Below are 22,902 nucleotides of genomic sequence, written 5' to 3' on the forward strand. Positions count from 1 at the left end.
CCACCAAGGAGGTGAGCACGCCACGGCGCAAATGTCCCGTTTCAGGCTGCCTTAAGCCATGAGGAAGGAAGGTGATTCGCAGGAACAAGTTTAGCATTGTAAGCGTTTGCCATTTTAATGAGCAGGCAAGTCCATTCCATTCCCCAAGGAGGAAAGATGATATGACACTTCGCACTCAAAGCAAACCGCTGCAATGGATCGCCGCGGCCGGCGGCATGATGGCGCTGCTCAGCGTCTCTTCCGTCCTCTTCGCGGACAGCGCGTCCGCCCACGGCTATGTGGAGAACGGCCGCGCGGGGCTGTGCAAATCCGGAGCCAACACAGACTGCGGCGCGGTCGTCTACGAACCGCAGAGCCTGGAAGCGCCGAAGGGCTTCCCTGCCGCAGGTCCGGCGGACGGCAGGATCGCCAGCGCCGGCGGCATCTTCCCCAAGCTCGACGAACAGTCATCCAGCCGCTGGGCCAAGGTCAGCATGAGCTCAGGCACGAACACGTTCACATGGAAGCTGTCGGCCGCCCACGCCACGGCAAGCTGGAAGTATTACATCACGAAGGACGGGTGGAACCCGAATGCGGCACTGACACGTGATTCGTTCGACCTGACGCCGTTCTGCTCCGTCCCTTACGGCGGCAAGCAGCCGCCGTTCACCTACTCCGACACGTGCAGCGTCCCGGCGAAGACAGGGTATCATGTGATCCTGGCCGTATGGGAGGTCGCCGACACAGCCAACGCCTTCTACAACGTGATTGACGTCAACTTCGGCGGCGGCACGGGAGGAACGACGATCGCGGCACCGGCGAACCTGGCTTCCCCTTCCCAGACCCAGACGAGCGTGTCCTTGACCTGGTCTGCGGTAAGCGGCGCATCCTCCTATGAGATTTACCGCAGCGGCACCCGGGTGGGCACGACCTCTTCCCCTTCCTATACCGACACGGGCCTGACGGCAGGCACAACGTATACGTACACCGTCGTCGCGGTAGGCTCCGCAGGCAGGTCGGGCCCATCCGGCGCACTTGCGGTCAAAACCACAGGCAGCTCCACGACGGCCTATCCCGCGTGGAACGCATCGACCGCCTATGTAGGCGGCAGCAAAGTGACCTACAACGGCGTCAACTATGAAGCGAGATGGTGGACACAAGGAGAGATCCCAAGCGCCGCGAGCAGCGTCTGGAAAGTGATTCCGTAGTCTCAAGATCTGCGGCTTCTCAAATTAGCCCCTATTTGATAAGCAAGGCCGGAGCCCTCATGCCGTCAGGGATTCCGGCCTTGCTGTTTTGTTTACCTAAGCTGGATGATGTCGAACGCATGAGCTCTGCAGTCTTTTTGTGTCCGGAAATGGCAACTTTTGGGGGAATTCTGCGTCCATATCTATGTGACTCTTCCCATAAGGTAGTTCTCTTGATGAAAAAATGGTACAAACCCAGCACCTCCCTATGCACCTGCACCGCCGCCCTGCTGCTCGCGGCCCAGCTCGCAGGAGCCGTGCCTGCTGTCCATGCGGCCGCAGCTCCGGCGGTAACGGTAACCCTACCTTCATTCCAGGCTGTGGTATGACTATGAGTTTCCTTTCGCGGATTAAGGCTCACACCGGGCTTTCCCCCGGCTCCACTGGGATCAAAAGGAGGGTTTCTCTTCATGCCTAAGTTGAAACAAGTGAAGAAACAAGCGGTCCCCCTGCTGATCGCCCTGCTGCTTACCTTCCTCATCGGATTCGCGCTCTCCCGGCCCGGGCTTGCACCGGAGTCTCGCAGTACCGGCTTCACGCTGACGCCCGCAGAGCTCTTCTCCGGCAGCGAGCGCCGCTACCAGCCATTCCTTGGCCCGAATGCCGGCAGAATCGACTTCACGGTGGCCTCCGGAAGGAACCTGCTCGTCGACTACGAAATCTGGAAGGACGGCCGGCTCGCGATGACTCCCTACTCCACAAGCTGGGAGGACATTCTTCAGGAGGGAGGTCCGCCTGCCCAGGGCGAGTTCGTCTACTCCGTGCTGGACATGAGCACGGACTGGCAGGGCGACCAGCTGCTCGTCCACTCTTCGCTCTCCCCTAAGGACGGGGAGGCGATCCGGACGCTCCTCGGCCGGGTGGATCGGCCGCCCCGCGGCGTTTGGGAGAGTGTTCCGCTGAAACGGAAGCTGTCCCTGCAGCCGGGTCAGGAAGCCTATGTCATGGTGCTTACCGTCACCCCGGAAGGCGGTCCTTTACACCCGGGAGCCCTTCCTCAGGATGTGCTCCCGGGTGCCCCCTGGGCGCTGGCCATCAAGCTGGTTGTACAGGAATGAACCTGTAAGCGAGGCACGGCGGCGTTCTTGGAGGCCGGTTGAACCAAAGCCGCCATCCAGCCGGCAGCTGCAGCTTTCCCTGCCGGCTGGATGGCTGGATGCCAAAAAGACCGCTGTCCGCGGTCTTTTTGGCGTGTAATGTGGATTACCTGGCGCTGCCGAACAGATCAGGGCAGCTTATCTCTGTTCCACAGTGATATAACTAAGCATCGGCTTCGAACCGCCGGCCTTCACGACCTTCACGATCAGTTCGCCGCCGCCCACTTCCACATCGAAGGCTTTCTCTTCCTGCTGCTTCCCGACGACATAGTCCGTTAACCGGGTCTCTCCATTAAGAGTCAGATTCATTCTTCGGTCGTCGGCCGCCCAGGGATCGAAGAATCCGACCCTGACTTTATACGACCCGTTCGGAAGCTGGAAGCGGTAGGCAAGCCCCTTGCCGTTCTCGTTCCCGTCATATTGGCGGATGGTCTGATAAGCTTCTACCGGCGAGGTGTGAGCCCAGGTCAGTCCGTCATCGGCTTCGTATCCCCACTTGATCCCTGTGACCGGGTCCGGTCCATATGGCTGTTCCTCCAGCGTCTGCAGGGCGCCAAGCTGCTCCCCGGGCTCCAGCTGGGAAGGCGTGCCATCCCCCGCGTCCGCGTAGAACAAGATCCCGTTCGCGCCGCCGGCCGGTACGGCAGTGACCGGCTCCGAGTCCGCCTCCTCCGTCCCCCGTTTGGCGGCCACCGTGAAGGAGTGGGTTACGTCATTGCTCAGCCCGGTCACCAGCGTCGAACCAGGGCCCGCGGGAATTTCCACCGGTGCCGTGCCGCTCCCGTCCAATGCCTGGTATCGGATCGTATAGGACTCCGCACCGTCGACCTCACTGTATTTAAGCGCGACCTGGCGGTCTCCTCCTTTGACGAGGTAGATTTCAGGCCTGGCGAGGGAGGCGGCCGCTTCGCGGGCAGCTTTGAGGTAGCTGAATTCGGCATCCCCCCAGCTGTGAAGACCGACACGCCCGCCGGTGTACGCAGTGTCCGTCACGTCAAATACGGGTTCCCCATCGATGAGCGCCTGGATCCGTTTTCCCTGCAGACGCACCTCGAGCAGATAGAGCTCGCCCAGTCTGGCCGTAAAAGGCACGGACGCCGCCAGGTTCTGCCCGTCTTTGCGGATCACTAAACTGCCATTCTCAAATCCGAACATATAGCCCTTGTCATAGCTCGTGCCCCGGAAGGCGATCCCCCAATCCGCTCCGGCCGTGGAGTGCCTGGCAATGGCGGTCAGGGTCCCATCAATGATGCGCAGATCCTTAATGCCGATTTCACCTTGGCTGTCCGCACCCGATGCGTGCTTTAACCGTCCGTCCTCGATGAGCCATTGGCTGACATCCTGCTGATAGCGTTCCATTCCGCCAGCCTCAAAGCCGTCCTCGAACCGGACCTCTTCCGCCTTCGGGGTTACCACCGTCCCCGAGAAGGCCGTGCCGCTGCCCCCTTTGCCTGTGGAGTATACGCGGACGGCCACGGGAGTACCGTTGGTTAAGTGCTCGAGATCCAGAGCGCCGCTGACGCTCTGCTCCGATGCCGCAGGCTTCGAACCGGTCGTGATCTCAAACCGGTAGCCTGCCGCCCCCTGAACCGGCGCTGCTTCGAGATGCACCTTGGCATCCCCTGCAATGGCAAGGACCTTCCCTGGTGCCGGGATGTCCGGCTTCACCTGGAAAGCGGGGGATGGAGGACTGACCTGATTGCCGTCCACCGCCTCCACCACGCCATAGTAGACCGTTCCGTTCTTCAGCCCGTCCACTTCCATCGTTTCGCTCGGTGCAGCGCTGGTTTCCTGGGTATAGGAACCCGGCTGCGTCCCGAATCGCACCCGATAGGCAGGGACGCCCACGCCGGCGTCATACTTGACCGTAAAGCCGCCGTCCGTACCTGCAGCCGTCACACGGCTTGGAGCCAGCAGCTTAGGCACACCATAGACACGCTTGGACGGCGGACCGAATCCGTTTGCATTGCCTGCCCGCAGGGTTACAGCGTATTCCTTCCCGTTGGTAAGACCCGAGAGGGTGATGACATCATCCGCAGTGACTTTCACTTTGCGTTCGCGATTGCCTTTTTTCTCTGCATAGGTCACTTCATACTCATAGGCGCCCTTGGGAGGGGTAAACTCGATCTGCAGCCCTTTATTCGCAGAGAGAACACGTACGTTCTCCGGCGCATCCGGCTTCTTGTTCTTTTTGACGAGATCACCGGATAACGTCACGACCGAGCGGGCCGGAATCACGGTTTCGAACGTTCCGTCCGGCTGACGGGCCACGCTCTCTCCCTTGGCCAAATCCTGATCCCTTGATGTGATGTACGGCTTCAGCACGAACACGGCATCCTTCGGATCCAGTCCCTGAATGGACAGCTTGACCCGCTTATCCACCGTGCTGTCATTGACCAGCACCGACGTTACGGTCTGTTCCTTCTCATCCTTGTACGCCGATCCCAGCAGGCCGCTGCGGGCCTCTTCGTCCAGTCCGGCTAGCTCGATCCGCTCGGCGCCCGGACGAATGAACTTGCTGTAATTGCCCAGTGCCCAGAGAATCTTCGAAGGGAGAATGTTCTGCTCGTCACCGGCCTTGTTGAAATCCGTGTAGATCAGGCCATCCTTGTAATCCTCCTTCGATACCGCGGTCCACCACTGCCATGCCGCCGCATTTGCGCGCGTCAGATCAAAGTGGATCGTACGGGCGACGTGAAGCGCAGGATCGATGCCCAGGTCACGCCCCGGACCGTAGTCACCCAGAATGCAGTATTCGGACATCCAATACTTCGCGTCGGGGTCGTATTTCTTCAAGTTCTCCTCGAGCAGGTCCCGGAGAAGGCCAAGTCGGTCATCCCCGGTTTTGCTGTAATCCGACCAGTACGAGTGGGAGGCGATCTTATTGCCGACCGCTGCCTTGAGCTCCGGGTCACCAAGCAGATCTTGAATGTACTCGCGGTACTTGCCGGTGCCAAGGCTGTTGGCTCCGCCGGTATACTGCTCCTTGTTCGCGAATCTTTGGTAGAATTCGTCATCGAGCAGGGCCGTGATCTCCACACCGTCCGGCGCGCTGATGTGGGCCGGAATGCCTCTGGCCTTCAGCTCCCCGGACAGCGCCAGGATGACACGCTTCAGATCATCGTTATTGTAGCGGTTGCCCTCCTGCCCGGCGCGGTTCCAATCCCAGGTAGGCTCGTTGATCGGAGAGATATAATCAAACGGAATCCCCTGCTCCTCGAAGTGCTCCAGCACATCACTTACAAAAGCGGCGAATTCGTCTTCGTATCCGTCCTTGAGGTTGGTGGAACCGACGGAGGCGTCCGGCTGGGCGTGGCCGTTCTTGGTCATCCAGATGGGCGGACTGTTGACAAAAGCGATGAGGGTATCCACGCCCCGCTCCTTGGCCGCCTTCAAAAACCACTGCTGACCCGCCTGCTTGTTCCAGTCGTAACGGCCACTCTCGGATGACTTGAATGCTTCGGCGCGACGCCATGGATTGGTGATAATCGCTTCGTCCGTTTCGGTTGAGCCCGCTCCGATGTTGAATCGCCAGGCGGACAGCCCGATGCCTTTCTCTCGCGAGAACAGCAGATCGGCCACGCGGTTTTTATTTTCCTCCGTCCAGTATCTCCCCAGCGGCTCCATCGACCAGGCGTCGGATGCGCCGAAGTTATCGATCTTCTGGTATTTCACGGAGGCATCCATCGTGAGGAACGCGTCGACCGCTGCGCCTTGCCGGCTGTTGGCAGCGCTTGCATTCGGAACATTGCCGGAGAGGCCCACACATAAGGAGCAGGTAAGAATGGCGGAAGTCCATTTCGCGAATGATTTCATGTTCTCCAGGTTTCCCCCTTAGTCAAAATAAATGAGTGCTTCTACAACCCCCAGGCCCATCGAACCTGTACCCTTCCTGAGCTGTTCGTGGTACTTAGAGTAATCTGGGATCCGGTGCCGGACCGGGTTTGGATGCTGTACGTATCTCCGTCCCGGAGACCCGGCCAGTACACGCTTCCCATGCCGAGCTCCCGCATTTTATTGGGAACCCCGTACATGAACGCGATTCTCGGATTGCCGTTAATCGGACCGTTGTAATTGATTCCTGTCGTCATATCGGCACCGTACTCCGTCACAATCGTGCGGCCGTAGTGGCTGCCTACCCGTCTCACCAGCTCATCCTTCCATGCCTGCTCCGTTACTTTATCCGTATGCCAGTACCAGTAGATGTGCTGGGACAAGAGACAATCCTTGAAGCGGCTGTCATTGCCGACGGCGACTACGGTATCGCTGTAGCCGGTGCCGCTGACCAGGACCCTGCCTCTCTTCACACTCGGGAATTTGCCGAGCCACTCCGCCGCCACGTTCAGCCAATCGGTCTGGCTGTAGCCATAAGGCTCGTTCATGATCTCAAAATATACGTTGGCGTTCGTCCCGTACTGGTTTATCACAGTCTGCCACATGGAGTAAAACCGGGCCATATCATCCGGCTTGCCGTTATGCCAAGGCCAATAGCACAGGATGACTTTCATATTCCTGCCCAGCGCCTTATCGATCGCCCCGGTATAAGCTCCCCACCACGATTCCAGTACGCTGGGTTCATTGATCGGTATGCGCACCGTGTTCGCTCCCAGATTCGTCTGGAATCCGCCGATCACCTTGTCGGCAACCGCGGCGGCGCTGGAGTAAGACTCCGATGCGGTCAAGCCGGAAGGAATGACCCAGCCGTTCACATAATTGTCCCGGCCGTCAGCCCAGTTGACCCCTCGGTAATTTGTGGCCGCCGATGCCTTGGAGCCGTCAATCCCAAGAGAGGAGATTAAGAGGAAACCGATGACGGCTAAGGCACCGAGAGTCCTCATCTTGACTAAACCTGGTTTTATTGTCATGAAATCAGCGCATCTCCTTCTTCCTTTTTATTCGGTGCTGCCAGTGGATCTTCGATTCGACCCGCTTTTGTCACTGTCACCTCCATTGACCGCCGAGTGCGGAACCGTTCCAGCATAGGAATGACAATAGAATCCGGTGTAACAGGTATATATCAGCCTCCTTTCCAGTTCACTCTGATGAGCGGTCTTTTGGACGGCAGACCAGCACTTCATCAGACGGGCTTTGCGGACGGCAGCGCAGGCTGCTCAGGCCCGTTTCAGCTGTCGAACGAATTACTGAAACCCATTTCATGAAATGGGTTTCAGTATGCTTCAAAATGAAACCCGCTGGTGCGGGGTCCGTCTTTAGAGTATGCAAACCGATTTAGTGAAAGGGGTTTCATCGCCTTGGAAATCATTATATTCCTAGAATTTGACACCTGTCAATAGCCTACTTGCGCCGTGCAGTCCCCGTACTCTGCCGAACAACGAGCTCCGGCTGCAGGACCGTGGTCCGCTTCGCCGGTAATCCATTGATCATCTGGTATATGCGTTCGACGGCAAGCTTGCCCAGCTCAAAGGTGTTCTGCGTCACTGTAGTCAGTTCAGGAATGACGGCGGTCGCCAAGGGGGAATCATCGAAGCCGACGATCGAGATGTCGTCCGGGATCCGCAGACCGCGTTCGGTCGCGGCCTTGATGGCGCCAATGGCAGTGAAATCATTGACACAGATGACTGCCGACGGTCTTTCTTCCCCATCCAGTAGTTTGTTCATGAGCTCGCGCCCGGCCGTGATGGAAAACTCTCCAAAGTGAAGCCATTCGCTGCGCAGCGGCAGTCCGTGCTCTTTCAGCTTCTTTTTGACGGCCTTGACCTTCTGAATCGTCGTTGTGATATGATCCAAACCGCCGATAAACGCAATATCCCGGTGTCCGAGGTCAACCAAATGCTGTGCGGCCATCGCCGCCCCCGCAGCCTCATCGGTGTAGATCCGGTGCAGATTGCTCTTGGAGAGATTCCCGTTCACCAGAACGATGGGGATGGATTCGGCGGCTTCCGTTACTTCCTGAATCAATTGGGGCGGGCAGTCGGCCAAATTGATGCGGCCGCCGACAAAGATGATTCCCTCCACCCGCTTCTCCTGCAGGATAGACAAGTACTCGCTCTCCCTGCTGTATTCCCCCGCCGAATTGCACAAAAAGAAGGTATAGCCCTTCTCCCGGGCCACATTCTCGGACCCCCAGAACACCTCAGGGAAGAAGGGATTCGTAATGTCGGGAAGAATCATGGCAATCGTGCCGCTTTCCTTCTTGATTAAACTCCTGGCCAATGCGTTAGGCTGAAACCGGTATTTCTCGATGACCCTCATGATCGTTTCCTTTGTGCTGGCCTTGACGGGAGCCGTGCTGTTCAATACCCGTGAAACGGTCGATACCGATACCTCCGCTTCTTTTGCGATATCGTAAATGGTTATGTTTTTCATCCTGATCCACCTTCGGCGTCGTTTCTATACTCCATGATAACAGATGTGATTTCGTTATGAAACCCGTTTCATTTTTCTTGGGGGACAGCCGGGCTGCAGATGCAAAAAGGAGCCCGAACAGCATCAGGCTCCTACTCGCTTGAAACGTACCGCCTATCGACGGTTCAGGATCAGCTTGACGCCTTCGATCTTCAGCTGGTCCATCCGGATCACCCAGTCGCGGAACGTCTGGAAGGCCTCTTCCGGGATCTCAAAGATCCGCTGCATCTCCCGGACGATGCCCTGTTCTTCGTCATTGTAATCGCCGTCCGTGAAGACCAGCAGGAGCATTTCGGCTAAGAAGATGTTCTTCACCTGCGGGTCGGCCACTCCCCCGAGAAGCTCACGCAGCTCGCGCCGGCCGGATGGAGTAAACTCCCCCTCCTTCAGATCCATCTCCGCCATATAAGAGCGCAGAATCTCCCGCTCGTTGCGGTTCACGAATCCGTCGGCCCCGGCCACAAGATGGGCTAATTCCAGGAAGGTTTCTTTCTGTTCTTTCGTCTGCAAAAAGTGCAAAAACAAGGCTGCCAGCTCCTCTGTTCATAATCAAAGTAGGGAATGAATGCTATCTTACTATGCTTCCATGATCATACGTTCGACTCTAGCGCAGGTTTCTCCTGCATCGCCGCCAAGCGGACGGGGACTTACAAGGGCCATACCTCCTGCCTGCCGTTCACGAGAAGAGCCCGCCCCCTCTTCCTTCCGCCTTACGTCCGCTTCCAAACCTTGACCCGGATGCCGTCCTGGGGCCGAAGCGTGATCGAGGGCTCGAGGGTCACCTTGTGCCCCGGCTCCAGCGTCAGCCGGAACCGCTGCCCGACCGACGCCAGCAGCAGCACGGCTTCCATCATCGCGAACTGGCTGCCGATACACACGCGCGGTCCGGCGCCGAACGGGATATAGACGCCCGCAGGCAGGCTCTTCTCGAAATCGGGCGTCCACCGCTCCGGCTTGAAGCGATCGGGCTCCTCGAAGTACTCGGGCAGCCGGTGCATGACCCACTGGCAGACCGAGATCTCGCAGCCGGCCGGCAGGGTGTACCCTCCGATCTCCACGTCCTCGACCGGCTCGCGGGAGATCAGCCAGACCGGCGGATACAGGCGCATTGATTCTTTGACGACGCGCTGTGTGCAGGTCAGCAGCGGGATGTGCTCGAATGCCGGCGGCTGCCCCCCGAGCACCCGGTCCAGCTCCTCCAGCAGCTGCTCCTCGGCTTCCGGCTCCCGGGCGAGCAGGTACAGCGTCCACGACAGCGCGTTCGACGTCGTCTCGTGGCCCGCCAGGAACAGGGTCATGACCTCGTCTCTCAGCTGCTCGCGGGTCATCCCAGTGCCGTCCTCGTCCCTGGCGAGCAGCAGCATCGAGAGCAGGTCGCCGCGGTCCTCCGTCCCTTCCGCCTGCCGCCGGTCGATAATGTCGAAGATGATCCGGTTGAGCTGCTCGACGCTCTCCTGCAGCTTTTTGTCCCCGGGCACCGGCACGGAGACCGGCAGCAGGTCGAGCAGCCGGCGCATGACGCTCGTATACTGCTTGACGTATTCGTGGAAGACGGCGTCCAGCGCCTCGCCCACCGGATTCGCCTGCCCGCTCTCCGTATGGAGATCCACATCGAAGAGCGTCTTGGCCACGATCTCCATCGTACACTGCATCATGTCCGCATGAATGTCGCGGCTATGCCCATGCTCCCAGGCGGCGATCATCCGCTGCGCATACGCCGTCATGATATCCGCATAGCTGCGGATGCGGTGATGATGGAACGCCGGCTGGCTCAGCCGCCGCTGCCGCAGCCAGAAGCCGCCCTCGCTCGTCACGAGCCCGTTGCCGAGCACCCGGCTCAGAATCGGGTCCTTGTGATAGCCCTTGGCGAAGTACCGCTGGGTCTGGTTCAGCACATGCTGGATGTCCTGCGGACTCGTGATTAGGAAGGTATCGCGCCGGGGGTCGAGCTTGATCCGGACGACCGGACCGTACTGCTCGGCACACTTAGCAAAAAAGACATGCGGCTCGCTGCCTACGCTGAGCAGGTTGCCGAGCACCGGAATCGGCCTGGGTCCGGGAACGCCGGACTGGGTCTTGATCATGACAACTCCCCTTTTCCAAACGATAGGATTCATCAGAGGGCTGGAAGAAGGATATTCCGGCCTACGAACAAGATATGTGCACCGTCCGCGAATATCACATCATGAGGATCACCCGGCAGAAGCAAGATACTCCGCTTCCACGCGCTGCAGCTGTCCCAGGTGCCTCTCAGCGTGCAGGCACAGAAAGTACAAGTACTGATACACGTCGATTTTGCCCAGGCCGCCCACCGACATCATTGTCGTGTACAGCGTGCCTTCGCCGTTCTTCAGCTGCTCCAGGCACGCGGAGCAATCGCCGAACTGCTCGTGAAGCAGCACACGCACCTCGTCCATGGACTTCTCCCCCGCCGGCTCCATATGAGCGGGACGCTCCCAGCGGAACGAGCGGTGCGATGCGATGAGATCGAGCCGTTCGAGATCTACGGTCAGCGCCCCCGGGTCCTTCGGCAGGCCGTCCCGCTCCGCCCGCTCCAGCGCTTTCCTCGTCCCTTTGCGGATGAGGATGAGCAGGAAGTGATTGGTGAGCGAGACATGCTCCAGGATCTGGGCGGCGTTCCAGCCCCTCTCCGGCCGGTAGTCCAGCAGAGCCGGACTCTTCTCGAACCAGGGGTCCAATTCAGCGGATACCCTGTCCAGCGATGTGCGGATCTTCTCTATGGCTTCAGCTATACTCATACCCAACCCCGCCCTTATATCTAAAAAAAGCTCTCTTTCATTCTATACGGATGGGAGTCGCCATTCAAATGTCCGCGCGTCTGCATGCCAAAAGACCCCGCACCGGCAGGCGGCCGGGCGGGATCTAAGGAGGGGAGGATCAGACGGCGGCTTCGCTGCCGATCCTCTCGATGATCTGCCGGGCGGCGGCTTCGCCGCTGGCGATGCAGTCGGGGATGCCGACGCCGTAGTAGGAGCAGCCGGCCAGGATGACACCCGGGTGCCGCTCGGCTGTTTTGCTCTCCAGCGACTTCACAACTGCAGGATGCTCGATATGATAGTTCGGCATGCTCTCCTGCCACTTCCGGACATTGTAGGTCAGCGGCTCTCCGGTGAAGCCGAGGCTTCGGCGCATATCCTCCAGCGCCACCTCGAGCAGCTCCTGCTCCGTCATCCGCATGAGCCGTTCGTAGACCGGCTTCGAGCTCTTGTAGAACAGCCTGACGAGCAGCTGCCGGCCCGCGGACGTATGCTCCCACTTGCGGCTAGTCCAGGTGCAGGCGTTGCAGGATAGCTCGCTGTGCTCTGAAGCGATGAACCCGGTGCCGTCGGCAGGCAGCCGGGCGTCCGGGATGTCGAAGCCCATGTAGACGGAGATCAGGGAGCTGTTTTTCAACCGGTCAAACTCCGCATCCAAGGCCTCATCCTGCAGCAGAGCCTGCGCCGCATCATGAGGGATGCTCAGGATCACATCGTCCGCCGCGAGGCTGCTGCCGTCGGCCAGGGTCAGCCGGTACCGCTCCCCTTCCCGGGCAAGCCGCTCGGTCCGGACGCCCTTGCGGATCTCGGCGCCCCCCCCGTGCAGGCGCTGCTCCAGCCCGTCGATCAGGTCCGACATGCCCCTGCTGAAGGACATGAACTTGGCGTCCCCCCTCCCCTTGAACTTCTCCTTGTTTTCGGACAAGCCGCGGATGATGCTGCCATATTTGTTCTTATACTCGATGAGGTACGGCAGCGTCGAGGCGATCGTAAGATCAGCCAGGTTCCCCGAATACACGCCCGAAAGAACGGGTGCGATCTGCTTCTCCACCAGCTCCTTCCCGAGAAAATGCTCCAGGAAGCTCCCTACCGAATCGTTCTTCGTGAACGTCTCGTTCGGCGTGTACCAATCTTTAAGCGCCGCCACCTTGCCTTCGGCGGACACCAGCGTGCTCTTCGCCAGGGATTCCAGGCTCATCGGAATGCCGAAGACGGTGTCATCGGGGATCGGCTTCAGCTCGCCGTCCACATGTATGTAAGACCTGCCTGTCGCGTTGTAGACGACCTCGTCTCCAAGGCCGAGCTCCTCGATCAGGCCTCCCTCGTTCATTTTGCGCGTGACGATCGAATCGGCTCCGGTTTCCATGATGAAACCGCCGTCCCGGAGGGTGCTGATCTTACCTCCGAGCGTGTCAGCCGCTTCAATGACGACGATCCGGACTTCTCCGGCCCCGGCGGCCATGTTCTGTTGCAAATGATAAGCGGCGGACAGGCCTGTAATGCCCCCGCCGATAACAGCGATTGTTCTCAATACCATGCACCTCGGATGTTGGAATGGACGGACAATTAGGATACGTATAGTCTACTACGCTTTGGCCGTTCTTCCAAATGAACTGGATCACACCCGTATGGAAAAATGATGAAGAGGTTGAAGGAGCTCCATGAAGCTTGCCCGCCAGCCGGCGGCAGGAGTCTTCGCCGCCTTCGAGAGAATGAACCGCGGAGCGATGGTAACGGAAACGGCCTAATACCGTCCACTCCTTCGGCTATAGGCTCCAGCGGAAGGTAGTCCGGACGGTCAGATACGCGGACGGCGGATCAGCCCGGCGGGAGCTCAGCTTCGCACGGCAGCCGTGGACAAGCAGCCCTGACCGGAGCCTACGACGGAGGCTGATGCCGCCGAAGCGTCGAGCGTCTTCAGAATAGGCACCGCCCTTGTTTACTGCCGAGGCAAAAGAAGGTACAATAGGACGAATCCTTACCCGGCAGGTGGCTATCGTATGCTCCAAGCATATCTATTTCCTATCGCTTATGCCTTCATGGCCTTTCCCGTCGCAGCGTTCTTCTTCACGCTCCCGTTCCTGCTGATCCAATACCGGCGTTACGGCTATGTCAACAAAGTGCGGGCCGTGCTGCTGTACCTCATGCTGCTGTACCTGATGAACGCCTTGTTCCTCGTGATGCTGCCGCTTCCCGCCTCGCGGGACAACGCGCCGCTCCCGGGAGGAAGCCTGCAGCTCATCCCGCTGTACTTCGTGCATGACATCCTGGCGGAGACGAAGGTGAGCTTCTCCGAGCCCGCCACCTATTGGCACCTGCTGCAGGAGCGTGCGCTCCTGCAGGTTCTCTTCAATGTGGGGCTGACCGTGCCCTTCGGGATGTTCCTGCGCTACTACTTCCGTGCGGCGTGGATCCGCTGCCTGCTGCTGTCCTTCGGGCTCTCCCTCTTCTTCGAGGTGACCCAGGTCACCGGGATCTACGGCTACTATGCCAGCGCATACCGGATCTTCGACGTGGACGACCTCATCGCCAACACGTTCGGCGGGGTCGTCGGCTTCCTTCTCGCCGAGTGGCTGTCCGGGCTGCTGCCGCGCATCGAGCAGCTCGACAAGGATGTGGACGTCGCATCGAAGCGTGTGTCCTACACCCGCCGCGCCGCCGCGTTCACCGTCGATAACCTATGCCTGGCCCTCGTCCTGCCGGTGCTGGACTACGCCGGGCTGCCCGGCGCCTACTGGATCGCTACCGGCATCTACTTCATACTGGTTCCGTTCGTAACGGGCGGCCGCACGTTCGGCAAGTGGCTCGTCCGCATTCAGCTGCGGGGACCCGGCGGCCGCGTCTCCCTGCGGGATCTTGTGATCCGCTACGGGCTGCTCTACTGGGTTTTCTTCGGCAGCCTGTTCGCTTTCCGCGGGCCCGTCCTGCAGGACACGCTGTACCCTTGGGCCTCGCTTGCCCTGCAGCTGCTCCTGTTCCTTGCGAGCCTCGTGTTCTTCCTGCACCTGCTCTCGCGGCTATTCACCAAGGGGTCGCTTCTCTTCTATGAGACGCTCAGCGGAACCTCGCACCGCATCTCGTGGCCGGCGAAGGGGCCGGCACAGCAGCAGCCGCAGGCTGGGACTGAGAGCGAAACATAGGCCCCTGTGCCGCTTCTCCCTGCTGCTGAAATCGAATCATCAAATGAGAACGCCCTGCCTATGCGAGAGCTCACGCTTTCCCACAGGCAGGGCGTTCTTCGTTGTTCGATGGAGCTGAGTTGCCGAAAGCCGGCAAGCTAGAATTCCGGCACCACCGGCACGGCGCTGCCGAGATCCGGCTCCTCCGTCAGCAGCAGCTCCGGGCTGACAGCCCCATGCAGCTCGAAGACGACGAGCTCGTTGATTCCCCGGCGCAGCAGCGGTCCCGGCAGATAGAGCGTCTTCTGCGGCCCCCGCTCCCAGCACCGGCCGAGGTTGAAGCCGTTGATAAAGACGACGCCCTTGGTCCAGCCGTCGAGCCGAACGAAGGTATCCGCCGGCTCGTCCACCTCGAAGGCGGCCCGGTAGAAAAGCCCGGCCACGTCGATCATGGCCGCCTCGATGAATCCGCCGGGATTAGGGGCGTTCCGGCCAGGAATCCTCCCACGGGAGGCCCGAATCCGAATCCCAAGTGGGCTGTGCCGGCTCCGATGAAAGCTCGGATTCGAGCCAGCGGAGAGCGGCCAGCAGGACGCAGCCTGTGTAGACGGAGCAGACGATGATGATAATCGGGGTCATCGGATAATGCTTGGCGGCATAGAGCAGACGGTCGGCCAGATACGGATAGTCCTCACCTTGGGGAGTAAAGACCGTATGCTCCTTCCAGTCCCCATGACGGAACAGATCACCGCCCTGCCAGAGGGCCAGGATCAGGTGAATGAACAGCGTGCTCCCTGCGAGGGCCAGCTGGAACATGTACCAAACGGGACGCATGGTTCCTCCTTCGTTCGATTGGCGGCATCGACCTTGATTGTGAAGATACAGCTCTATTATACCAATAATTGTATGAATTGGGAGGCTTATGTGCAAGAAAAAGAGCAGCCGGAGGCTGCCCTGAATTGGATTACAGCTTTTACCGCTTGGTATGCAGCGGCTTCAGCTTCGCTTCGATCGACGCCCGCTGCGGCTCCAGGAACGGAGGCAGCGCCAGCGATTCGCCCAGCGTCTCGAACGGCTCGTCTGTCACAAAACCGGGGCCGTCCGTGGCCAGCTCGAAAAGAATGCCGCCGGGCTCCCGGAAGTACAGGGAACGGAAGTAATACCGCTCGACGAACCCTGAGTTGCGCAGGCCTTCCCGGTTCAGGATCTCGATCCATGCAAGGAGCTCTTCCTTATCCTCTACGCGGAAGGCCACATGGTGCACCCCGCCGTACCCCAGCCGTCCGACGGACAAATCGGTGCGCGGCTCCACCTGCACCTCCGCACCGGAGCCCCCTTCGCCTGTCTGCATAATGATGATATCCGCCTGACCTTCGGCCAGCGCAGGGACCCGGGATTTCTCCGTGAAGCCGAGCAGCCGCAGGGCTGCGAGCGTCCCAGCGGGATTGCGGACGGTGAGCTTTACGGGGCCAAGACCGGTGATGCCAAGCGGTACGGGCACCGGGCTGCGCTCCCACGGCGTTCCGCCGGGCACACCGGCATTCGTCTCGTCGGAGACGAGGCTCAGCTGCTGGCCTTCCGGGTCTTCGAAGAAGATCACCCGGCGGCCGGCGAAGGCCTGGATCTCCGAATGCTTCACGCCATGGGCCGAGAAGCGCTCCGACCAGTAGGCCAGAGCGGCATCCGACGGTACGCGCAGGGACATGCCCGAGATGCTGCCCAACCCGGGTATGTGCTTCGGAATGACGGGGAAGTCGAAGAACGTCAGCTCCGTCCCGGGGTTGCCCCGCTCATCTCCGTAGAAGAGATGATAGGCGGACGTATCGTCCTGGTTGACGGTTTTCTTGATGAGACGCATGCCGAGCACTTCGGTATAAAATGCAACATTGCCCGGCGCGTCACCGGTCATGGCGGATAAGTGGTGTATGCCTTTTACGTTCATGATGTTGGTTCCTTTCCTGAAGAGGTTCGTTTAAGAGACTTCGGTGCTAGCTTACCCCCCAGTATAGTCTCAAACTTTATATTTGTACATAACTAACTTTAGAATAGTTAATATATTGGTCCGCATCTTATTCCCCAGACAGCCTGCTTCCCTTTCGCGAAGGACAGGACCTTTACGAATCTTTAACACCGGGTTAATACCCCGTTTAATCTATTTCCCTATACTGACAAAAGATAGGAGGTGGATCACAGATGTATTATGAGGAAGATCGCGTGCCCTACGATGCACCGGACGAAGACATGTACGAGACCGCAGCGTCTTCTTTGGATACGAACGAGTAACACAAAAAGCACTTGTCCAAGGACAGTGCTTTTTTGTTTGGAAATCGGCACCCAAGAAAAATACCCGCGCGCCAGGGGCAGCACGGTGAGGCAGCAGCTTTGGACCGGTCCGCCCTGTGCCTCCCCATCTTCGCGGACTCTCCGCTTAGGTCGCCCTACTCCCTTTCTGTGTGATACCGCTCCAGAATGGCCTTCACCGTCTGCATCCGTGCCGGATCGATCCCCTGCGCGGGATCGCCCCCGTACCGCACCCCGGTCCCCAAGTGAACCTCCCGCACGCCCGTGCGGCGAAGGAACGCTTCCAGCCCCTCGGGACGCAGGCCGCTGCCGGCGAGCACCGTCAGATGCGTGCCGCGGCTGAGTTCCGTCAGCTCCCGGAGCCGGTGAGCCGCTTCCAGCGCGCTCGGCCGGCCGCCGGAGGTCAAGACATGGCGGATCTGCGGGTAGGCGAGCAGCGTCCGCAGGGCTCCGGGCTGGTCCTCGATCTCGTCGAACGCCCGGTGGAAGGTGACGGACAAGTCCCCCGCCGCCTCCAGCAGCACCTTCAGCGCTTCCTCATCCACGGTGCCTTCCCGGGTCAGCACGCCAAGCACCACCCCGTTCGCCCCGGCCTCGCGGATCCTGCGGACCGCTTCCGCCATATCCCGAAGCTCGTCCGGTCCGTACCGGAACGAGCGGCTGTGCGGCCGTACCATCACGTGGACCGGGATCGGCACGGCGCCCACGACCTCCCGGATGCTCCCAAGCTCCGGTGTCAGACCTCCTTCTTCGAAGGCTGCGATGTACTCGATCCGGTCCGCACCGAAGCGGGCGGCGGCTTCAGCCTCTTCCACGCTCGTGGCGATCACCTCCAGCTTCACGCCGCCCGTCTCCCGCTCCGCCCGGCTACGCATCCTTACTAAACCGGAAGCGGCCCCCCAGCTGTCTGGCCGCCTCTTCGAGCAGCTCTGCCGTGCTTTCGCCATAGGTGCCGAGTGCCTGCACAGCCGCCCCGTAGTGTTTCCAATCCACTTCGATCGGCAGCTCCACCTCACCTGTCAAGCAGTCCCACAGCGCGTCCAGATTGTTCCCATAATGCTCCGGAAGCCGCAGCTTGTCCTTCAGTTCGCGGTGCAGCTCTTCCTTGGTGGCCATTCTCGTTCCGTCCAGTGTAATCCTCCGCACGGCTCCTCCTCCTCAGCTCCTGGTGGTGATGTTCACCGGGCCATTATAGCATACAACCCCTTGGGGGGGCTGGAAGCTTCACAGGATCTTAACAAGGACGAAGAAGCGGTTGCCCTGCTTCCCTTCACCTCTCCCCTCCGTATTTCCCATTCTGAGCCGCACGGGCTGTGCTCGCTGTCAGCTCGACAAACAGGCCGGAAAATGGCAGCCGGGCGGGCCCGGGTTCGGAACCGGCATAGTAGTCGTACGCATTTGACAGCTGCGGGCGTCTCTATTATTCTTTTCTTTCAGACTCTATGAAAGTGGGAAAACAGAAAGTGACTACCGGACCCGCGCTTTACTTGGCCGTAACCTTCCTCGGAACACTGCTGCTCGTGTTAACTGGCCGCCAAAGCTGGCTGATCTGGTTCCTCCCTCTGGTGTTCCTGGCAGCCATACCGCTCGCCCTGTGGGACGGACTGAAGTTCCAGCGGCTCTTCCACGCGGGAAAAGTAGAAGATGCCTTCCGGGAACTGGCACGCCGGGAGCGAAATTATGCGCGGAACCCACGGATACAGGCCAGCCTGCAGCTGAATCGGGCCCAGCTCTATACGAATCTCGGGGAGTACGGGAAATCCGGCGAGATGCTGGAGGGCGTAAGCGGCAGGCTGGACAAGAATGCGGAAGGAATGCGTCTTGGCCTGAAGTCGTTCAATACCTTCATGACCGGCGGCGACTTGACCGCTGCGCATCAGGATCTTCTGGCATCGCTGAAGCTTCTCCGCATCCCCCAGAACCACCTGCTGCTGGCGGTCATCGAGAGGGAACTCGGCCGAGCAGGGGAAGCCGAAGCTTCCATCCGCTTCTTCCTCGCCCACAAGAACCGGAAGCGGTTCTTCACCGGGCTCACCCTCCTTGTGGTCGATCAACAGCTCTCCGTCCAATGGGAGCAGTATCTGCTCGGCCGATACTATCTGGCCTCCGGGGAGCCGGCGGAAGCCCGGCATCATCTGGGGCTTGCGGCACAGGCTTCACGTCCGAGCCTCTATACGAAGCTGGCCGAGGAGTTGCTTGCCCGCACGGGCTGAAGAGCTCGGAGGAGTCCTGCAGGAGCCGCCTGTCCTCGTTCAAACACAGGGATAACCGGCCTCTCCATCAGGGAAGACCATCCGCGCCGGTCCCGACAGGGCCCAGCTGCCGAATATCCTGGAATTTAACCCTTCTCGTCAGCGTACACCAAAAGTCCGGCCCAAGCAGGCATACCGCCTGCTTGGGCCGGACTTTTGCGGTCTCGCGTTTTTTTCACTTCCGAGCTGACCCCCTGCCCTACTCCGCCGATCCGCCTTGCCTCCTACACTTCAATAGAATCCAGGATATCCCGCAGTTTCTTCGCCGACCGATGCAGCCCCGCGGTCTCCTCATCCGACAGCTTCAGCTTCATGACCGAGCGCACCCCCTGCTTGTCCACGATGCAGGGGACTCCAAGATAGACATCGGACACCCCATGGTAATCCTCCAGCAGGGTCGATACGTTCAGGACGGCCCCTTCATCCCGGAGGATGGCCGTGCAGATCCGGTCGATCGCCAGGGCGATGGCGTAGTAAGTAGCCCCTTTGGCCGAGATGATCTGGTAAGCGGCATCCCGGGTATTCGTGAAGATGCCCTCTTTGGCTTCCTCTCCGATCCCAAGCTCGGTCCCCGCTACATTCGCAAGGCTCCATACCGGCACCTCCGAATCTCCGTGTTCTCCGATGATATGCGCATGCACGCTGCGTGGATCGATGCTGAGATGCTCGCCGATCAAATAACGGAAGCGGGCGCTGTCTAGCAGGGTGCCCGTACCGATAACCCGGTGCGCTGGCCACTGGGACTTCTTGAGCGACAGGTAGCTCATCACATCCACGGGGTTCGTGGCGATCAGGAGGATGCCGTGGGTATTGACCTTTGTCACCTCACTGAGGATGCTGTCGAAGATCGAGGCATTGCGCTTCAGCAGATCGATCCGGGTCTCGCCCTGCTTCTGGGCGGCTCCCGCCGTAATCACGATAATCTCAGCGTCCCGGCAGTCCTCGTAAGTGCCGGCCCATACCTTCGTGCGGCCCAGGAACGGCATCCCGTGGTTCATGTCCAGCGCGTCGCCGACTGCCTTCTCATGGTTGGCATCGATGAGCACCAGCTCATCCGCTCTCTCGCGCAGCAGCAGGGTATACACCGAAGTCGAACCTACCGCGCCTACGCCGATTACTGCAATCCGGGTTGCTTTTTTCACATTCATTCATCCTTTCCAGCTCAAAATCGGGGCGGACCCGTCTGCGGCCGCCTTCTCTCCTGCCACTACCCTTCCTGCTCGTCCAGGAAAGGCTTGTTGACATAATAATACATCGCCGCCATCAGCAGCGAACCTCCGATAAAATTGCCGATCGTCACCGGAATCAGATTATAGATCACGCCTTCCAGGGAGATCGTGCCCGGATGCTGGAGCACCAGTGCAATGGCAAAGGTGCACATATTGGCAATGCTGTGCTCATAGCCCGAGATGAAGAAGCAGAAGACGTACAGCATCATGGCGAACATCTTGGGACCGTCATTCTTGAAGGACATCGGAATGAAGAAGGCCAGGCAGACGAGCCAGTTACACAGAATCGCACGGAAGAAAAGCTCCAGCACCGGCGCATGCATCTTCTTGTCGACCACGCTGAGCAGGAAGGCATTGACACTGTTGTCCCGAAACAACCCTGTAAGGTAGATCAGCCCCGCGAATACCGCAGCGCCGAGAATGTTGCCCGCGTAGCTCGCCGCCCACAGCTTAACCGCCTCGATCCAGCGGATCCGGCGGCGCAGGGCCGCATACGTGAAGTAGAACGTGTTGCCGGTGAACAGATCCCCTCCTCCGTAGGCGATCAGGATGATCGCCGCCCCGAACGTAAGGGCCGCCATCGGGTAGGTGAACGGGGAGTGCTCGAGATAGAAAAAGCTGCCCGTCCGGAACGCCACGATGACACCAAAACCGATGAACATGCTGGCAAGCGCCGATCTTGAGAGATACCGCAGCAGGCTTTGCTTATAAATCTTCCGCTTCTTGAGCGCCAGCTGCTCGACCTTCAGCAGCGGTTCTTGCTCCATGGCTTCACCGCCAAACCAAATAGGATTGCCATATATTACCCAAGGATACCATGGGCTATTCAGCAGGTGACGTTAAGATTCCGTAACGGTATACGGACAAAAAATAGACCTCCCTTGGGATTCCGGAGGTCTGCACAGCCAGTGAATTGGTTCCATGACATCATGGCAGGGCGTCCGGCTTCAAGGAGCGGATTCCAGCCAGCTTTCCCGGCTTCCCGGGCCCAAGGCGGCTGTACGCGCTTGCGGACGCCCCCCTTCTCCTGCACATATCCGTCCGGCTAGACCTGGCGGCATGCGCTGTTCCGGCAGAACAGCGTCGAATTGATGACGACCCGCTCGGCCGGGTGCGTCCGCCCGAGCAGCACCCAGCCGCCTGCAGCCAGAGCCGCTTCATCCACGGATTCATACATCAGCCTGCGCATGCCCTCCGCCGTCCGGACAGCCAGGACGGCATCCGGGCGTGTGCTGCGGATGCGCCCCAGCACGCCGGCTTTCCCGGTCACCAGGCTGGCCACAAAGACGGCCGAATAAGGCGCATAGTCGAAGAAGGCTCCTTCCTCCCGCACCACCCGGATCCCCTCCTCCAGGCCGAGCCTCCCGATCAGACGCCGAGAGGCGTCACAGGCTTCCGGGTCGCTGTCGACGCAGGTTACGGGACACCCCAGTCTCAGATGGAGGAGCAGCGCACTCAGCGGCAGCGGTCCGCTGCCGACGAAGGCGATGGGAAGGCCGGGCTCCGGCCGAAGCCCTTCCAGCAGCTCCATTTCTTGTCCGACCAAGGTCTCGTAGACTTTCCAGCTGATGAGTTCCCCGAGATCAGCCAGCTTCAGCCGGGGACGGCCGCCAAGCTCCAGGGCATCGGACAGTTCCATGCCCCCCTCGGCGGCCGCCAGCTTCGCAAGCAGTCCGGCATGCAGCCGGGATACGTCGCCGTGCTCCAGAACCTGCCGTACCTGCTCCGGCGAATAAGGCTGCCTGACGTGCTGCCTCAGCTTCTCCACAGCCTCCCTGACAGCCGGGAGGATAGGGATGCCATGCGGAGCACTCCTCAGACTGGCCCAGGTCTCTCCGATGACCCTGATGAGCTCCGCGACCTGCCGGTCTTCTTCATCCGGCAGGCTCCACGGAGCCGGTTCCAGCATATTGTATTCCAAGGGGCGGACAACCTCCGATCCATTAACGTTCCCGAAGGGCGTACCCCAATATATTCGCCTTGTCCGCCTTTTAGACGCGCAGTATGGATCTGAAATGCCTCGGATTCACGATGCGGCATACAGCGCCAGCACCAGGATACCGAAGACAGCCATCGGCACGGCAGCCCAGACCGCCCGGGCCCGCTTCGCGGTATGCGGCCCCCTCCAGGCGATGAGCCGGTCGAAGCCGTAATAGACCACGGCGGCCGTACCGCCCAGAATGCTGAAGAACGACGACTGCAGCGGGAACCCGCACAGCAGGCCGAAGAGCACATGCAGGCTGCCGGTCACCAGCCAGGAGACGGGATGGCCCGGCAGCCATCTGCGTTCGGCGGATTCAAGGAGCGCCGATAACGGCGCAGCGTAGAACAGACAGCCCGGCACGGCGTATGCGGCGATAAGCAGCACCCACGTCATATAGTCGGACAGGGCATGACCGCCGCCCATCCCCCCAAGAAACGGGAAGGAGAAGAGATATACGAGCGTCCACGCGGTAAAATACGCGGCGAGGCATTTGCGGAAGAACAAGAGGACCACCTCCGGCCGGGGGCAAGTTAGTGAACGATGTGTGTGCA

General features: G+C 59.9%; 20 protein-coding genes and 1 pseudogene. 5 read left to right on the top strand and 16 right to left on the bottom strand.

Annotated elements, in window-relative coordinates; all coding sequences use genetic code 11:
* Nucleotides 1-161 precede the first annotated feature (161 nt).
* From ACP26L_RS21710 to ACP26L_RS21720, 3 genes are all read left to right on the top strand, one after another.
* Nucleotides 162-1,187, top strand: a complete 1,026-nt coding sequence (locus ACP26L_RS21710) for a lytic polysaccharide monooxygenase (RefSeq protein ID WP_426446278.1) — start codon at nucleotides 162-164, stop codon at nucleotides 1,185-1,187.
* Between the two features lie 215 nt (nucleotides 1,188-1,402).
* On the top strand, nucleotides 1,403-1,555 hold the full coding sequence (locus ACP26L_RS21715) for a hypothetical protein (protein WP_426446280.1): 153 nt from the start codon (nucleotides 1,403-1,405) through the stop codon (nucleotides 1,553-1,555).
* A gap of 81 nt (nucleotides 1,556-1,636) precedes the next feature.
* Nucleotides 1,637-2,284 carry a hypothetical protein gene (locus ACP26L_RS21720; protein ID WP_426446282.1) on the top strand — a complete coding sequence of 216 codons (648 nt, stop codon included), beginning with the start codon at nucleotides 1,637-1,639 and terminating at the stop codon, nucleotides 2,282-2,284.
* 177 nt (nucleotides 2,285-2,461) lie between these two features.
* Here ACP26L_RS21720 and ACP26L_RS21725 read toward each other — a convergent pair whose 3' ends face one another.
* The 7 genes from ACP26L_RS21725 to hemG form a co-directional block, all read right to left on the bottom strand.
* Nucleotides 2,462-6,139 carry a glycoside hydrolase gene (locus ACP26L_RS21725; RefSeq protein ID WP_426446284.1) on the bottom strand — a complete coding sequence of 1,226 codons (3,678 nt, stop codon included), beginning with the start codon at nucleotides 6,137-6,139 and terminating at the stop codon, nucleotides 2,462-2,464.
* Between the two features lie 41 nt (nucleotides 6,140-6,180).
* The gene (locus tag ACP26L_RS21730; RefSeq protein WP_426446286.1) at nucleotides 6,181-7,188 is read right to left on the bottom strand and encodes a cellulase family glycosylhydrolase; all 1,008 of its coding nucleotides are present in this window, start codon (nucleotides 7,186-7,188) and stop codon (nucleotides 6,181-6,183) included.
* A gap of 430 nt (nucleotides 7,189-7,618) precedes the next feature.
* Entirely contained in the window at nucleotides 7,619-8,650 is a 1,032-nt protein-coding gene (locus ACP26L_RS21735; RefSeq protein ID WP_426446288.1) for a LacI family DNA-binding transcriptional regulator, read from the bottom strand.
* A gap of 153 nt (nucleotides 8,651-8,803) precedes the next feature.
* Nucleotides 8,804-9,199, bottom strand: a complete 396-nt coding sequence (locus ACP26L_RS21740) for a TerB family tellurite resistance protein (RefSeq protein WP_426446290.1) — start codon at nucleotides 9,197-9,199, stop codon at nucleotides 8,804-8,806.
* Between the two features lie 200 nt (nucleotides 9,200-9,399).
* Nucleotides 9,400-10,773 (bottom strand): cytochrome P450, encoded by a 1,374-nt coding sequence (locus tag ACP26L_RS21745; RefSeq protein ID WP_426446292.1) that lies wholly within the window; start codon nucleotides 10,771-10,773, stop codon nucleotides 9,400-9,402.
* A gap of 108 nt (nucleotides 10,774-10,881) precedes the next feature.
* Nucleotides 10,882-11,448 (bottom strand): DinB family protein, encoded by a 567-nt coding sequence (locus tag ACP26L_RS21750; protein WP_426446294.1) that lies wholly within the window; start codon nucleotides 11,446-11,448, stop codon nucleotides 10,882-10,884.
* 139 nt (nucleotides 11,449-11,587) lie between these two features.
* Nucleotides 11,588-12,997, bottom strand: coding sequence for a protoporphyrinogen oxidase (gene hemG, locus ACP26L_RS21755; RefSeq protein ID WP_426446296.1), 1,410 nt, complete (start codon nucleotides 12,995-12,997; stop codon nucleotides 11,588-11,590).
* Nucleotides 12,998-13,466: 469 nt separating this feature from the next.
* Between hemG and ACP26L_RS21760 the strand changes: the two genes are divergently transcribed.
* Entirely contained in the window at nucleotides 13,467-14,606 is a 1,140-nt protein-coding gene (locus ACP26L_RS21760) for a VanZ family protein (RefSeq protein ID WP_426446298.1), read from the top strand.
* Nucleotides 14,607-14,743: 137 nt separating this feature from the next.
* Here the strand turns inward: ACP26L_RS21760 and ACP26L_RS21765 are convergent.
* The 5 genes and pseudogenes from ACP26L_RS21765 to ACP26L_RS21785 form a co-directional block, all read right to left on the bottom strand.
* Nucleotides 14,744-15,016: pseudogene (locus ACP26L_RS21765) on the bottom strand (beta-galactosidase); the annotation flags it as partial.
* Nucleotides 15,017-15,062: 46 nt separating this feature from the next.
* A complete protein-coding gene (locus tag ACP26L_RS21770; protein ID WP_426446299.1) occupies nucleotides 15,063-15,419 on the bottom strand; it encodes a DUF4306 domain-containing protein in 357 nt (118 codons plus the stop codon).
* Between the two features lie 139 nt (nucleotides 15,420-15,558).
* On the bottom strand, nucleotides 15,559-16,527 hold the full coding sequence (locus ACP26L_RS21775) for a ring-cleaving dioxygenase (protein ID WP_426446301.1): 969 nt from the start codon (nucleotides 16,525-16,527) through the stop codon (nucleotides 15,559-15,561).
* 496 nt (nucleotides 16,528-17,023) lie between these two features.
* Entirely contained in the window at nucleotides 17,024-17,761 is a 738-nt protein-coding gene (locus ACP26L_RS21780; protein ID WP_426446303.1) for a copper homeostasis protein CutC, read from the bottom strand.
* Complete coding sequence (locus ACP26L_RS21785; RefSeq protein WP_426446304.1) at nucleotides 17,754-18,032, bottom strand: barstar family protein; 279 nt, start codon at nucleotides 18,030-18,032, stop codon at nucleotides 17,754-17,756. The genes ACP26L_RS21780 and ACP26L_RS21785 overlap by 8 nt, the downstream gene beginning before the upstream one ends.
* Before the next feature lie 296 nt (nucleotides 18,033-18,328).
* On the opposite strand from ACP26L_RS21785, the gene ACP26L_RS21790 reads away from it, so the two are divergent.
* Nucleotides 18,329-19,099: a hypothetical protein gene (locus ACP26L_RS21790; RefSeq protein ID WP_426446306.1), complete on the top strand. Its 771-nt coding sequence runs from the start codon at nucleotides 18,329-18,331 to the stop codon at nucleotides 19,097-19,099.
* Between the two features lie 263 nt (nucleotides 19,100-19,362).
* Here the strand turns inward: ACP26L_RS21790 and ACP26L_RS21795 are convergent, their stop codons facing one another.
* The 4 genes from ACP26L_RS21795 to ACP26L_RS21810 all read right to left on the bottom strand — a co-directional run bounded on the left by ACP26L_RS21795 (nucleotide 19,363) and on the right by ACP26L_RS21810 (nucleotide 22,855).
* A complete protein-coding gene (locus ACP26L_RS21795) occupies nucleotides 19,363-20,286 on the bottom strand; it encodes an L-lactate dehydrogenase (protein ID WP_426446307.1) in 924 nt (307 codons plus the stop codon).
* Nucleotides 20,287-20,345: 59 nt separating this feature from the next.
* Nucleotides 20,346-21,134 (bottom strand): formate/nitrite transporter family protein, encoded by a 789-nt coding sequence (locus tag ACP26L_RS21800; RefSeq protein ID WP_426446309.1) that lies wholly within the window; start codon nucleotides 21,132-21,134, stop codon nucleotides 20,346-20,348.
* Nucleotides 21,135-21,412: 278 nt separating this feature from the next.
* Nucleotides 21,413-22,288: a nicotianamine synthase family protein gene (locus ACP26L_RS21805; protein WP_426446311.1), complete on the bottom strand. Its 876-nt coding sequence runs from the start codon at nucleotides 22,286-22,288 to the stop codon at nucleotides 21,413-21,415.
* A 105-nt stretch (nucleotides 22,289-22,393) separates the two neighbouring features.
* The gene (locus tag ACP26L_RS21810) at nucleotides 22,394-22,855 is read right to left on the bottom strand and encodes a hypothetical protein (RefSeq protein ID WP_426446313.1); all 462 of its coding nucleotides are present in this window, start codon (nucleotides 22,853-22,855) and stop codon (nucleotides 22,394-22,396) included.
* Nucleotides 22,856-22,902: the final 47 nt, after the last annotated feature.

Source organism: Paenibacillus sp. S-38, assembly GCF_049942825.1.
Lineage (GTDB): Bacteria > Bacillota > Bacilli > Paenibacillales > NBRC-103111 > Paenibacillus_G.

Coding starts and splice junctions, on each gene's coding strand:
- ACP26L_RS21790 (WP_426446306.1), top strand. CDS start 18,329: ATGAAAGTGGGAAAACAGAAAGTGACTACCGGACCCGCGCTTTACTTG.
- ACP26L_RS21710 (WP_426446278.1), top strand. CDS start 162: ATGACACTTCGCACTCAAAGCAAACCGCTGCAATGGATCGCCGCGGCC.
- ACP26L_RS21735 (WP_426446288.1), bottom strand. CDS start 8,650: ATGAAAAACATAACCATTTACGATATCGCAAAAGAAGCGGAGGTATCG.
- ACP26L_RS21745 (WP_426446292.1), bottom strand. CDS start 10,773: ATGATCAAGACCCAGTCCGGCGTTCCCGGACCCAGGCCGATTCCGGTG.
- ACP26L_RS21775 (WP_426446301.1), bottom strand. CDS start 16,527: ATGAACGTAAAAGGCATACACCACTTATCCGCCATGACCGGTGACGCG.
- ACP26L_RS21795 (WP_426446307.1), bottom strand. CDS start 20,286: ATGAATGTGAAAAAAGCAACCCGGATTGCAGTAATCGGCGTAGGCGCG.
- ACP26L_RS21730 (WP_426446286.1), bottom strand. CDS start 7,188: ATGACAATAAAACCAGGTTTAGTCAAGATGAGGACTCTCGGTGCCTTA.
- ACP26L_RS21800 (WP_426446309.1), bottom strand. CDS start 21,134: ATGGAGCAAGAACCGCTGCTGAAGGTCGAGCAGCTGGCGCTCAAGAAG.
- ACP26L_RS21750 (WP_426446294.1), bottom strand. CDS start 11,448: ATGAGTATAGCTGAAGCCATAGAGAAGATCCGCACATCGCTGGACAGG.
- ACP26L_RS21725 (WP_426446284.1), bottom strand. CDS start 6,139: ATGAAATCATTCGCGAAATGGACTTCCGCCATTCTTACCTGCTCCTTA.
- ACP26L_RS21770 (WP_426446299.1), bottom strand. CDS start 15,419: ATGCGTCCCGTTTGGTACATGTTCCAGCTGGCCCTCGCAGGGAGCACG.
- ACP26L_RS21760 (WP_426446298.1), top strand. CDS start 13,467: ATGCTCCAAGCATATCTATTTCCTATCGCTTATGCCTTCATGGCCTTT.
- ACP26L_RS21720 (WP_426446282.1), top strand. CDS start 1,637: ATGCCTAAGTTGAAACAAGTGAAGAAACAAGCGGTCCCCCTGCTGATC.
- ACP26L_RS21715 (WP_426446280.1), top strand. CDS start 1,403: ATGAAAAAATGGTACAAACCCAGCACCTCCCTATGCACCTGCACCGCC.
- ACP26L_RS21780 (WP_426446303.1), bottom strand. CDS start 17,761: ATGCGTAGCCGGGCGGAGCGGGAGACGGGCGGCGTGAAGCTGGAGGTG.